Here is a 13604-nt window from a genome sequence, read left to right on the forward strand (position 1 = left end):
CGATCTCCGGTCGACATCATCATCATTTCCGGATCCGCACCATATTGATAGCGGCGGTTGAACCAGTCCGCCATGACCTGCGTATAAATCGGACCGCGTTCCGTATATCCGTAAGCCGGGCACTCCATGCGCTTTTTCAGCGCGGCCTGGATCGGATCGGAAACCGCGAAATCCATATCCGCGATCCACAACGGCGTCACATCCGGGATATCCAGCGTTTCCTGTACAACAAACCACTTCGTGGCGTCGGTATGGCTGCGGTCGGTCACTTGATCAAAATTATATTTCATATTTATTCACCTCTGCTCTCCCAGTTTAGCATAATTTATTCAAGATTGGTAGCTTGCCTGCGAGTTTTTAAGTCAAATTAAAAGGGAGAATGAAATTCACTCCCCCATCGCCTGCGTCAGTTCGCTCAGCGTCTGATCGAGCTGCGCCTCGTCAAACCGGCCGCTCTTTAACAACATATAGCCTTTCATCAGCGCGATGTTCAGGCGTTCCGCCTGCTCAGACGGCCAGCTTTTCAAATCCAGCTGATCCGCACGGCGCAGAATCGCAGCCACCTGCTCGGCTTTGGCAAACAGGTGATGTTCCTTCATCACTTCGCCAAACAGCGTTTCCAGCGTCCACGAACGATTGTGCTCAGTCACGAACATTTTGATCGGATCAAAGTGCCAGTGCGCCTGTTCGCCAGCGCTTAGAATCTGCTTCATCTCTTCGTCGCTCAGCTCATCCATCAGCATAAACGAAATATCGAACCGCGTGCAGTCCTGATTGCTGGCAGGCTGCCGCTGCAGGATTTCCTCGACCGTCAGCTTCAGCATGCCGTCGTCCAACAAGCCCAGCTCAATGTTCATCGGGGCTGTAATCGTCTCTAAAATATGCTGATCGACGTCGTCGATGTTATAACAATAAATCGCTTTTTTCATAGTTTTATGCCTCCAGTGGTTTGTATTATACCCGAAGCTGGAAAGAATATCCAATCTTAAACCCGAAATTTTAATTTTTTACCAAGGGAAGCACTTTCTTTGGACACGGAGTTCGCCAGACTGTTCCGCTGTGATCAAGGGCGGTAAACCCAACGCCCTTCCACCAGGGTTCCCCGACATTGCCACTGCTTGTCAAACAGCGCCAGATCGGCGTCCATACCGGCTGCCAGACGGCCTTTACGATTTCCGACCTGGGCTAAGGAAGCCGGGTTGACGCAGGCCATCTGAACCAGCTCGCACGGCGTGCAGCCGCACATCTCACCCATCATCCGCACCGCGTCGTTCATGCCGATCGCCGATCCCGCGCGCCGGCCGGTTTCCACTACCTGAACATGCTGGCCGTGCTTGCGGCAATGCAGCCCGCTGAATTCGAAGTCGCCGTCCGGCATCCCTTTGCCCAGCATCGCGTCGGTGATCAGCACCAGCCGCTGTGAACCGAAATGTTTCCACGTCATCCGGACAACCTCGGGATCGACATGGAAGCCGTCCGCGATCAGCTCCGCCTTCATGCCTTCCTCTAAAAACGCGCCCGTGACCGTGCCGGGATCGCGGTGCAGATGCTGGCTCATCGCGTTGTATAAATGGGTGAAGCCGGCAGCCCCGGCGAGACTGGCGCGGTGAACGTCGGCGCTGGTCGCGTTGGTATGGCCGACCATCACCGTGATTCCCGCCTGCACCGCGGCCTGAATAAAGCCATCCATGCCCGCCCGCTCTGGCGCGACGGTCATCACTTTCAAGCGTCCCTGCGCCGCTTCAACCATGTCCCGCAGTTCCTTTAACGACGGATCGCGCAGGTAGCGTTCATCCATCAGCGCCTTATAATCCGGGCTTAAATACGGGCCTTCCGAATGAATGCCCAGCATCGCGGCCCCCGGCAAGTCCGCCACCGATGCCAGGCCGCGCAGAATTTCCAACAATCGTTCATGCGAAACGACCGTCAGCGAAGCCATGAACGCCGTACAGCCGTCCATCGCGACGTTGCGGCTCACCGCTTCCGCCGCCTCAGCCTTCCCGCTGATCAGATCTTCCCCGGCCGCCCCGTGGATGTGAATGTCGATCAAGCCCGGCGTCAGCATCAACCCTTCCGCGTCGATGACCTCGTCCGCGTTCTCCGCCTGCGCAGACCAATCCGCTTCCGGCATCAACGCGGCGATCTTTCCCTCCTCGACCAGCACCGCGCCGCAGGGAATCTCGCGAAACCCGTCGGCGATCACATGCGCGTTATGGATCAGCGTTTTCACAGCGTACCGCCTTCTTCCAGCAGCTTCCGGGCTTCTTCCATGATCTTGATCGACGAGGAGGTGCCGAAACGTGTCGCTCCCGCCTTCTTCATTTCCAGCAGCGCCGCTAAGGAACGGATGCCCCCGGCCGCCTTGACCTGGACGTCCTCGCCCGCTTCATGCTTCATGATAAACACGTCCTTGGCTGTCGCTCCAGCCGGACCGAAACCCGTCGAGGTCTTGATGAAGTCCGGCTTCACCTCGCGCGCAATCTGCGCCAGGCGAATGATTTCTTCCTCGCTCAGATAACATGTTTCAAAGATGACCTTGCAGATCTTGCCATATTGGTGACACAGCCGCGTGATCCGATCCATCTCCTTGCGCACAAGATCCCAGTTGCCGCTTTTCAGCTCCGTCAGGTTGACGACATAATCGATCTCGTCTGCGCCCTGGCGGATGGCATGCTCCGTTTCCAGCAGCTTGACGTTCAGTTCAGTTTGGCCCAGCGGAAAGCTGATCGCCGCTCCGACATGCACGCCGCTGCCCTTTAAGGCATGGTGGCACAACGTCACCTGACAGGAGTTGATCGCGATCATCTTGAAATGATAATCCCGGCACTCCTGGCAAACCTCCAGCACTTTCTGTTTTGTCGCGTCCGGCTTGAGTATCGTATGGTCGATCATCCCGGCCAATTCGCGCAGCTGCGCTTCCAACTTTTCTTCCATCTTCCTGTTCCTCGCTTTCTTTTCAATCTCCGTTCTGTCTGCTTTCATTATAACGAAGCGCTTTCATGAATGCCAGTATTATTCATAGATTGACTCAATTTTCAGAATAAAAAATCCCATCCTCCTGACATTGGAAAATGGGATTGTTCCTCAGCGCTGCCGCGTGATATATTCCTGGACGTTATTCGTCTTGTAGACGCAGTTGGAATTCTGATCTACGACGACCAGCGTCGGCGCTTGCATAATCGAGAAGCGTTCGCTGAGCTGCGCCTGTTCCTGGGCGTCGATCAGCTCATAGGCGATCCCGGCTTTCTCCAGCAGCCGGCCGGCCATCTTGCAATTCGGGCAGGTCTTCGTCGTAAACAACAGGACACGGCCTTCCGCGGAAGAGGACGGCACACTCTTTTCCTCGCGGCTTTCCGGCTGGACCGGGGCTTCTTTCAGCGCCTGACGGCCTTTCAGGACGGAATGACCGATATCATAGACCTTACGTTCCTTGTATTCCTGCGTCTTGCCGGCATTCCAGTTCTGAACCGGCCGGTAGTAACCCGTGATCCGGCTGTAAACCTCAGTTGTACGGCCGCAGATCGGGCAGACATACTGCTCTCCCGCGATATAACCGTGGTCTTTGCAGATCGAATATGTCGGAGACAATGTATAATAAGGCAGTTTATAATTCTGGGAAATCTTGCGGACGAGGGAAGCGGCGGCTTTCCAGTCCGGCAGCTTTTCGCCTAAGAAAGCATGGAAGACGGTACCGGAAGTATACAGCGTCTGCAGCTCGTCCTGAACGTCCAGCGCCTCAAAGATATCCTCGGTATAACCAACTGGCAAATGCGAGCTGTTGGTGTAATACGGCGTGTTGCCGTCCTCCGTCGCGGTGATGATGTCGGGATACAGCTGCTTGTCATGCTTGGCCAGGCGATAGGTCGTCGATTCCGCCGGCGTGGCTTCCAGGTTATACAGATCGCCGTATTCTTCCTGGTACACGACTAACCGTTCGCGCATGTGGTTCAGCACTTCCCTGGCGAATTCCTGCGTTTCCTTATGCGTCAGATCGGCGCGCAGCCAGGCCGCGTTCAGTCCGACCTCGTTCATGCCGATCAGTCCGATCGTTGAGAAATGGTTATCAAACGATCCAAGATAGCGCTTGGTATAAGGATAAAGCCCTTCATTGAGCAGCTTGGTGATGATCTGACGCTTGACCTTCAGCGACCGCGCGGAAATATCCATTAAACGATCCAGCCGGGCATAAAAATCATCTTTGTCCTTGGCCAGGTAAGCGATCCGCGGCAGGTTGATCGTCACGACGCCAACCGAACCGGTGCTTTCGCCGCTGCCGAAAAAGCCGCCGGACTTCCGCCGCAGTTCGCGCAGATCCAGCCGCAGCCGGCAGCACATGCTGCGGACGTCGCTGGGCTGCATGTCGCTGTTGACGTAATTGGAGAAATACGGCGTGCCATACTTCGAGGTCATCTCAAACAACAATTTATTATTTTCCGTGTCCGACCAGTCGAAATCTTTCGTGATCGAATACGTCGGGATCGGATACTGGAAGCCGCGGCCGTTGGCGTCGCCCTCGATCATAACTTCAATAAACGCCTTATTGACCAGATCCATTTCTTTCTGGCAGTCGCCATAGGTGAAATCCTGCGGCTGACCACCGATAATCGCCGGCTGCTGCGCTAAATCCGCCGGCACAACCCAATCCAGAGTGATGTTGGAAAACGGCGCCTGCGTGCCCCAGCGGCTCGGTGTGTTGACGCCATAGACAAACGACTCGACGCATTTCTTGACTTCGTCATAGCTCAGCTGATCGACCTTGACAAACGGCGCCAGATACGTATCAAACGAGGAGAACGCCTGTGCGCCCGCCCATTCGTTCTGCATGATGCCCAGGAAGTTGACCATCTGATTGCACAGCGAAGCCAGATGTTTCGCCGGTTTGGAGGTAATTTTGCCCGGTACGCCGCCTAAGCCTTCCAGAATCAGCTGCTTCAGCGACCAGCCGGCGCAGTAGCCCGTCAGCATCGAAAGATCGTGCAGATGGATATCGCCGCTGCGGTGTGCGTTGGCGATTTCCTCGTCATAGATCTCCGAAAGCCAGTAGTTGGCGGTGATCGCACCGCTGTTGTTCAGAATCAAACCGCCGACCGAATAAGTCACGGTTGAATTTTCTTTCACGCGCCAGTCCGTCGCTTTGACGTAGCTGTCGACCAGTTCTTTATAATCGAGAATCGTCGATTTCATATTGCGGATTTTTTCCCGCTGTTTGCGGTATAGAATGTATGCCTTGGCGACGTCGGAATATCCGGATTGGATCAGAATTGATTCCACGCTGTCCTGAATATCTTCCACCTGGATCAGATCGTCTTTGATTTTGCTTTCAAAATCCGCGGTTACCCGCAGCGCCAGCATATCAATCACGCTGGAATGGTATTGTTTCTGCTGAGCCTCAAAGGCTTTGGTGATCGCCAGTGAAATCTTGCTGATATCAAATTCCGTAATCATGCCGTCGCGTTTAACTACTTTATACATACGTCTCTACCTTTCTTTCCTCTATAACCCCCGGAGCTCGGTGTCCGGTACCCACGAAAGCAGAATCTTCCGAAACGCTTCCATTTCTTCTTTGGTGCAGGCGTGCAAGCCGGGCTGAATCACCCGCTCGCTGTCGACAAACTGCTGCAGAACCAGCTTGCGGGCGCCCTTGATCCACTCGCCCAGACGCCGCATATCCTCAGCGGTATGCAGCTCCTTGACTACTGTCGTTCGAAATTCATACGGAATCTTCTCCTGCATTAACAGCGCGACACTTTTTTCAACAGCCGCAAGATCCAGCTTTGTCAAACCGACCGTTTCGCTGTAGCGTTCACGGCAGTTTTTCAGGTCCATCGCCACGTAATCAATCAATCCCTCGTCGATCAGATGCTCCAGCTGATCTGGGAAACTGCCGTTGGTATCCAATTTGATCGGATAACCCAATTCCTTAATCCGGCGTAAGAAAGCTTCGATCCCCGGCTGCAGCAGCGGTTCCCCGCCGCTGATACAAATTCCTTCCAGAATTCCCTGACGGCGGGTTAAAAAGTCGAACAGTTCTTCCCTGGGAATCTGTGCCATATTCTCCGCCAGAAACACCAGATCAGAGTTCTGGCAGAACGGACAGCGGAAATTACAGCCACCGGTAAACAGCGTGCATGCGATCTTGCCGGGATAATCGAGCAGCGTCATTTTCTGAATGCCGAAAATTCCCACCCGCTGCGATTCCTGTTCTTCTTCCGCCAGATAATCTAATGCGTTGGCAACCGCCTTACTTTGCAGCTTTTCAAACAGCGCCGCTTCATCCTCGCTCATATTCTGCGTGATCTGATCCCACCACTGTTGGCGAATCAAATAGATCTGACCGATAATCTCTTTCGCTTTCGCCGTCGTTCGCAGCGTGCGCACGCGTTTATCCGTTGGACTGACCTCGATCGTGACATATCCGACTTCTTCCAGCCGCTGAACGCCTTTGGTTACGGTTCCTTTGTCATAACAGCCCAGCTGCGCCAGACCGTTCATCGTAATGCCTTCGTTCTCATAAATGAAAATTAAAAACGGAAGCTGTCCGGAACCCAGCTGATAGGCGTCCAGCACTTTATCGTAGTATTTTTGCGAACAGCGATACAAAATAGACGAGTCCGTCAACAGCCGTCCTGTCTTTTTCATCCCCTCACCTCAATTAGTTGGAAACTCAACTATTGAAATGATAGCACGTATAACCTGCTCCATCAAGCCTTGTTCTCCTGAATTTTTTATTCAGATTTCGACTGAGTTCACTCAAAAGAGCTAAGTCCTTTAACCAGGCGGATTTTGACAGGTTAGCCCCTTCTAATCTTGAAATCATTTTCAGTTTTCCATAAACCGGATTGATGACTGACATGCGTTTTCATTTTAATGATGGTTATTCCAAGCTTGAAAAGCAAAAGAAAAGCCGAGCGTATGCTCGACCTTTCCGTTAACTTTGTGATAATTACGCCTGTGTTTGTTCTTCGTCATCCTCATCTTCATGCCATTTTCTGCCTAAGTACAGCGTTACGGCATTGATCAGGAAGAAGACGACCATCAACAGCGTCCACTTATCTACCAAGACCATCGGCAGCCGCATGTTTTCGGTCAGAACGAAGACGATGACTGAGATGACAGCCGTTAAGCCCGAGATCCACTTGTAGATTCTCTTGCGCTTCAGCTGTTCCGGATCTTCTTCTTCATTCATCGCTGCGGTCTGATTCTGATCATCCTCGTCGTCATCCTCTTTCGAGTGCTTCGCGAAAATCAGGAACAGCGCCGCTAACAAGCCAAGCAAGCTGGCGATCAGGTTGATCAGAGCCCAAGAACCCTTGTGGCTGACCTGCGGCTGTTCCGGTTCTTCGATCTCTTCAACTTCCGGCGTCGGTGTTGGCGTTACTTCTCCGCCGCCTTCCGGTGTTGTCGGTTCAACAATGACTTCTTCTTCCGGTTCAGGATTATTTGGACCTGGTCCCGGAGGTACAACTGGTGCTGGCGGAACGACTGGCGCTAAGCAAGCCTGGGCTTCTTCGTTCCATTCCGTTCCTGCCGGACAGCCTGGGTTAACAGGATCCGGATCGACTGGATTTGCTGTAAAGGTAATCGTGAAAGTAATGTCCTCTGTCAGATCCAGTGCAGTCGTCGGAGCCATTGGACTCCAAGTACCACCCCGATATCCGTTATTCGGACTTGCCTTCGCAATTTGATCGTCGCTCAGATGAGCGATGCCATCAACCGCATATTCGCCTTTCTCGTTGACCTTATTCAAGGTAAACGGACCCTGGTTAGCAGTGATCGTACCATTCACCGCATTGTAGTATACGTGAATCTGATACTTATCCGGAATCTCGTCATGATTTTTATCTGCGCTGTAATAAACGTTGACAATCATTCCGTCTTCCGTGATTTCCTTGCTTTCCGCATAGGTATAAACGTAATCTTCGATGTTGATCTTATGATCCGCACCATTGATCGTTTCCCCATGCTTCGCTGTGACTTCCTTCGCTGTCCCGATTTCTTCCTTTGTATCTTCATCAACGTACTTCACTGTCGCTTGGTATTCATTAATGACGAATGTCGCTACGAATTCCGTATCTTTATTCAATGCGATTTCTGTTGTCGGTTCTTCTGGTGCCCAACTTGCCAGATGATAACCTGAATAAGGTTCAACTGTTGCGATCTGATTTTCAGCCAGATAAGCGACTCCATCCATTGCATATTCATGATTGGCATTGTATTTCGTCAATACAAATGGCCCCTGATTAGCAACAACTTTGCCGTTTACAGCGTCATACGTAACCGTGATTTGATATTTATCTGCGATTCCATCTCCTTCTTCAGGATCTTTCTCACCGATATTATCTGCATCATAGTAGAACGTGATTGTCAGATTTTCAGCTGGCATGGTTCCCGTAATATTGCCTTCTTCATCTGCCTGCAATGTCGATTCATCAACACTGTCAACTTCGATATTCGACAGAACGAAATTGCCATTTGCATTTTCTGGACCTCTTGGAGATTCAGAAATAGCAGACAGGTAATCACGTTTCTCGTCAGCTGCCGTCGTTGTCAGTTCTTCAACAACATTGTTATCAGCATCACGGTAGACATGGGAAACTTTGTAGTTATAGGAGTTGACAGCAAAGTTTGCAGTGTACGTTGCCGCTACATTCAATCCATCAACTTTTTCTGGTGTAAAGTGAGCGTCTGTGCTGACTTCTGTGCCTTCCGCATTCGTCCAATTCACGAAATGGTATCCTGCGCTTGCTGTTGCCGTCGAGCCCTGAGCTTCGCCCGTTGCCGGTGCTAAGCTTTCACTTGAACGATCCACGCTTCCACCTGTTGTTGCTGCGTAGTTGATCGTTACGTTCGCATCTTCCGCAAAGTTTGCAGTGTACGTTGCCGCTACATTCAATCCATCAACTTTTTCTGGTGTAAAGTGAGCGTCTGTGCTGACTTCTGTGCCTTCCGCATTCGTCCAATTCACGAAATGGTATCCTGCGCTTGCTGTTGCCGTCGAGCCCTGAGCTTCGCCCGTTGCCGGTGCTAAGCTTTCACTTGAACGATCCACGCTTCCGCCTGTTGTTGCTGCGTAGTTGATCGTTATTTTTGCAGCTTCTGCATAAACGATATTAATGACATTATTTGCGGCAATATTAGTTATCTTTTCCGGTCCTGTTACAGTTCCTGGAGCAACATATCCTTTAGGTAAATACTTGCCGTTTTCATAAGGAATGGTTGTTCCTATTCTCCCAGTTCCTGTTTCAGATTTGAGTAAATTTGATTCATCTGTCGAATCTTTGTAATAATTCACAGTATAACCAACATTGCGTTTTACATAATTAAATGTAACAACATTTTCTGTTTCGTTATTAGAAACAACTAATGTTTTTCGAGCAGTCTCTCCATCAGCAAGAATATAATCATTAATTGAAGGAGCATCAATTACTACTGCAGCACGATCTGTTTTGTTATCTCCGTTACGAATTAACTCAACTGGTTTTTCAGGATCACTTACATCCATCGCAATGATCGTATATCCTCTTTCTTTTGCCTGAGAGTAATAGAATATAATTTCATTATCTGTCTGTTTTAAAGTTAAGCTTTGACTTGACAATAAAGGAATATAATTTTCAATACTCTTTGCAAAAACAGTAATTGTTTTACCTACTCTTTGATTATCAACTTTTATCGAATCAGCAAGTTCCGTATCAGTACCTTCTAACAAATAACGAATATTATAAGAGGTATAATTCTTAGCCTGCCAATGAGCATAAAGCGTGATATTGTCCTTAATCGGAGTCCCAAAATCATACTTAACTAAAGTCTCAGAATTAATCGACCATCCCAAGAAAGTGTATCCATCGCGTTCAGGAGCATCCGGAATTTTGACTGGGGAATTATAATTTGCATTTACAATGAAATCTATGCCACCGTCATAATTCAAATCAAATTTAACTTCATAAGTTTTAACTGCCCACCCTGCATACAATACTGTATTATGAGCTGGCATTTTATCTTTACCAAAATTAACTTTTTCTTGTGCTCCTGGATCGTAATACCAACCTGTAAACTCATATCCTTCTTTTGTAGGGATCGTCTCTGTCTCAGGTAAAACTTCTTCGTATTTTATCGATTTGGAAATAGGGGTATTTTTACCACCGTTAGCATCATAACTTAATGTATAAGAATTTCGGCTATAATAAATATATGCTTTATCTCTAATAGTTTGACCTGCCTTCGGATTTGATTTTACGAATTTATAACCCTCTATCGGATAACAATCCTAATTTGATAAGCTCATTGACGTCCTATATTCATAGCTGTCAACATGGTGTTCATCATAAGTTGAACTGTCTTTTAAACTTTCCACCATATAATGAAGACTATATGTTTTTCCAGATGAATTTACCTTATATAGAGTTTTATCTTCAGCTGGCATTTGCTGCATTCCTGTCCAATACTGGGAATCTTCTCGCCATAAATTTCCCGAAGGCCACTGTGCAGTAATATTCGCTCCGTATTTTTTAGTTATAGTTTTTTCTAATTGCCGGCCATTATAAAATGATAAGCTAAAAACTTTTCTATTAATACGAACATTTAAAACTGTACTGCCATCTAGTGCAACTGTTTTGCCAGTTTCCATAACCGGTGTTTTAAATCCGGCCGGATTCATACCTATTGCTGATAATTTTGAACTATCAAAGGTTGGATAATTCTTAATTTCACTGCCGACCCGAGCATTGTATACTGTTTGACTATACAGAAAATCATAATCCTCAGAATCTGCCTTTTCAACCCAGAAAATAACTTGATAATCAGCTTTCTGATTTGCTTTTAATGTCCAATGAGCAGTTAAAGTTATATTTTCCGTCAAACTAACAGATCCTTCAACTTTAGAATCTCCATTATACCATCCAGCAAAATCGTAGCCTGCTTTCGTCGGTACTTTCGTTGATAAATCAACTACTGTTTCGAAAGGTGCTTCCACAGCGCTGATATAGTTACCTCCATCAGAGTCAAATCGCACTGTATAATTGATTCGTGTATACTCAATTTCAACAACTGTGTTCGCCGAAATTAGAGTGTTTTCGATTACACCAGCTTCAAAGCCATTGACTTGCCGGGCAACTGCCTGAGTTTCTGTTCCAAATTTGCCATACAAAGTTTCTGACTCCGTAATAAATGAACCATCAAGTTGTATGAATTTATGATTAACAGTATACGCAGTCTCAGTAGGATGATACGTAACGGTAATCGTCAGATCTTCCGACGGCATTATTCCACTTACAAGGCTTTGACTTGCCTCATATCCTTGAATTTCTTTAGAAGTAACTTTGTATTCATTTCCAGCAATTACATCTGCATAATACGTTGCTTGCGCTGCCGTGTTCGCAATTTCTGGAGCTGCATCTTCCCCATAAACATAGTATATAGTGAGAAGATATACATCATCACCTTCAATATTTTGAATAATGGCGTTACTTGTTGGAGGAATAAATTCCGTTGGTCCTTCCGTTACCTTCGGTGTTTCCGTAACCACTGGAGTTTCCGTGGTCTTTGGCTCCTCACTCGCCTCTGGTGTTGGATCAGGAGTAATCGTCGGTGTTGGTTCCACCGTCGGATCCGGCTGTTGGTTTTCTTTAGATTTATCAATCTGAGAAGTTGTTGTGTGAGCCGTGATGTTAAGAGAATGTTCCCCCGATTGAACGTCTGTGGATTCACTGAATTCCACGCCGTCCAAAATCATTGAATCAATTTCAAAACCATCGTTGGCCCTTACGGTCAGAGTACCCGATGCGACTGATTTTTGCGCTGTTGCTGTCTGACCATTGACAGTAACGCTTACAGCTAAGCTCGCTTCGCTATCATTCACATCGGTCTCGTTGTTGTGTGATTCAATGCTGATTACAGAATCGACGTCAAAGCTTTCCGCTACAACCCGAATCGGCATGTCCACAAAGCAGGACATCGTCATCGCGAAGACGGTCAACATCTTTAATACTCTGTCAAACCTGTTTTTAATCTTCATTCTCGTTCCTCCCTTCTATTTTGATCATTCTTCCATTAACGCCGACCTTCTGATTTCCCGCAATCCATTCGATTTCAGTTTCGTCGTTAATGACCGTAATGATAGCGTCTTTGTGGATACCTGGTTCAAATTCTGTCGGCTCTGCTTTTTTCAGGACGATCGCAGTGCCTCGTTTTATTTTCAAACCGGCTTCGTCCTTGTCGTATTTGATCTTGGAATGCTTGGGATTCTTATAACCCCAGGTGACTGTATAACTGCCGTCTCCATTGGAATCCACTTGATTGACAAATAAACTCAGATTCTGATTTTTTGTTTTCCAGGCTGCGGCAATCACAACGATGCCGGCGCCAAGGAAAGCAAAGAGGAGCGCAGAGTCCTGATTTCTGCGGGCAGCCCGCGGTGTTTCTTCATCGTCAATTTGTTCAGTTTCCGGCTCCGGTGTCGCAGAATCCGCTAAAATTCGTATCGGACTCATTACCAACATCGCTGCCATTAACCCAAGAACTAACTTTTTCCGCATACGCTACACCTCCAAGACATTTTCATTCTATCAGCAGGCGGTTATAAATTGGTTAGATATCTGGTTTTACAGGGAGAAAGATTGAAAAAATAAAACAGTTTAATTTCTCCTTTAGTGGATAATCAGTTATTCACGCTTGCGAAATTTTACAGTCCACGATATAACTAACTTATTATAAGAGAACAGAAACGGGGGATAACCCATGACTATCAGAATCGGAATTGACCTTGGCGGTTCCACAACAAAACTGATCGCTGTTCACCCCGGCAGTCAAATTGTGGCCGAAAAACAGCTGGCCGCATTGCGCAGTCCGATAAAACTGGATGCTGCGCTCAGTCATTTTCTGGCGTCACACTGCGGCAATCAGACGGTATCCGGAATTGCTTTAACAGGAGTCGGCAGCTCATTTATCGAAGATCGGCCAGGCTGGCTGAAAATCGACGAAATGCAGGCAGTGGGCCGGGGTGCGCAGGCTTTGTCAAAGAAATGGGACATTCTGGCCGTCAGTATGGGCACAGGGACAGCGCTGGTTCGGGCTGATCATGAAAAGATCAGCCACATCGGCGGAACCGGCGTCGGCGGAGGAACCCTGGCGGGATTGGCGCTGCGGTTAAACGGAACTGCCGCGCTGGCCGATTTTATTGAGCTGGCCGGGTCCGGTAATTTGAAAAATGTCGATCTGAAGGTGGGCGATCTGACCCGCGATGAAACACAGTCGCTGACCGCCAATCTGACGGCCGCCAATTTGGGAAAGCTGAACTCCATCGGCAGTCCTGCAGATCAGGCGGCGGGCGTGATCAATATGATTCTGGAAACCATCGGCGTCATGGCGATTCTGGCTTTGCGCCGGGACACCACTCAGACGATCGTGCTGACCGGTGCTCTGACGGCTTTGCCGCAGGCCAAACCGCTTTATGAAAGAATGAGCCAGATTTACAATGTGAACTTTCTGATTCCCGCGCATGCCGTCTATGCCGCGGCGTTGGGCGCGGTGCTGGCAATTCCTTAACACTTCGGATTGAAAATTGTTACAGTTGAAAAAGGAGGATTTCGTTTTTTCGTCTTTCTTTTTTC

General features: G+C 48.6%; 9 protein-coding genes and 1 pseudogene. 1 reads left to right on the top strand and 9 read right to left on the bottom strand.

Annotated elements, in window-relative coordinates; translation table 11 throughout:
* The 9 genes and pseudogenes from AC5OW4_RS05080 to AC5OW4_RS05120 form a co-directional block, all read right to left on the bottom strand.
* A pseudogene (locus AC5OW4_RS05080) lies at positions 1-290 on the bottom strand (cystathionine beta-lyase); the annotation flags it as partial.
* 96 nt (positions 291-386) lie between these two features.
* On the bottom strand, positions 387-929 hold the full coding sequence (locus AC5OW4_RS05085) for a DUF3783 domain-containing protein (RefSeq protein ID WP_072686079.1): 543 nt from the start codon (positions 927-929) through the stop codon (positions 387-389).
* 134 nt (positions 930-1063) lie between these two features.
* Positions 1064-2230, bottom strand: coding sequence for an N-acetylglucosamine-6-phosphate deacetylase (gene nagA / locus AC5OW4_RS05090; RefSeq protein WP_072686077.1), 1167 nt, complete (start codon positions 2228-2230; stop codon positions 1064-1066).
* Entirely contained in the window at positions 2227-2934 is a 708-nt protein-coding gene (gene deoC / locus AC5OW4_RS05095; RefSeq protein ID WP_072686075.1) for a deoxyribose-phosphate aldolase, read from the bottom strand. Before deoC ends, nagA begins: the two co-directional genes overlap by 4 nt.
* A 150-nt stretch (positions 2935-3084) precedes the next feature.
* Positions 3085-5472: a ribonucleoside triphosphate reductase gene (locus AC5OW4_RS05100; RefSeq protein ID WP_072686073.1), complete on the bottom strand. Its 2388-nt coding sequence runs from the start codon at positions 5470-5472 to the stop codon at positions 3085-3087.
* A 21-nt stretch (positions 5473-5493) separates the two neighbouring features.
* Positions 5494-6639: an anaerobic ribonucleoside-triphosphate reductase activating protein gene (locus tag AC5OW4_RS05105; protein ID WP_072686071.1), complete on the bottom strand. Its 1146-nt coding sequence runs from the start codon at positions 6637-6639 to the stop codon at positions 5494-5496.
* A 304-nt stretch (positions 6640-6943) separates the two neighbouring features.
* Positions 6944-10252, bottom strand: a complete 3309-nt coding sequence (locus tag AC5OW4_RS05110) for an InlB B-repeat-containing protein (RefSeq protein WP_493676735.1) — start codon at positions 10250-10252, stop codon at positions 6944-6946.
* Between the two features lie 12 nt (positions 10253-10264).
* Positions 10265-12010, bottom strand: a complete 1746-nt coding sequence (locus AC5OW4_RS05115; RefSeq protein WP_493676728.1) for an InlB B-repeat-containing protein — start codon at positions 12008-12010, stop codon at positions 10265-10267.
* On the bottom strand, positions 12000-12530 hold the full coding sequence (locus AC5OW4_RS05120; protein WP_295768073.1) for a hypothetical protein: 531 nt from the start codon (positions 12528-12530) through the stop codon (positions 12000-12002). Before AC5OW4_RS05120 ends, AC5OW4_RS05115 begins: the two co-directional genes overlap by 11 nt.
* A gap of 202 nt (positions 12531-12732) precedes the next feature.
* Here AC5OW4_RS05120 and AC5OW4_RS05125 point away from each other — a divergent pair, with 202 nt between their 5' ends.
* The gene (locus AC5OW4_RS05125; protein WP_195396827.1) at positions 12733-13539 is read left to right on the top strand and encodes an acetate and sugar kinases/Hsc70/actin family protein; all 807 of its coding nucleotides are present in this window, start codon (positions 12733-12735) and stop codon (positions 13537-13539) included.
* Positions 13540-13604 lie beyond the last annotated feature (65 nt).

It is taken from the genome of Holdemania sp., assembly GCF_986127675.1.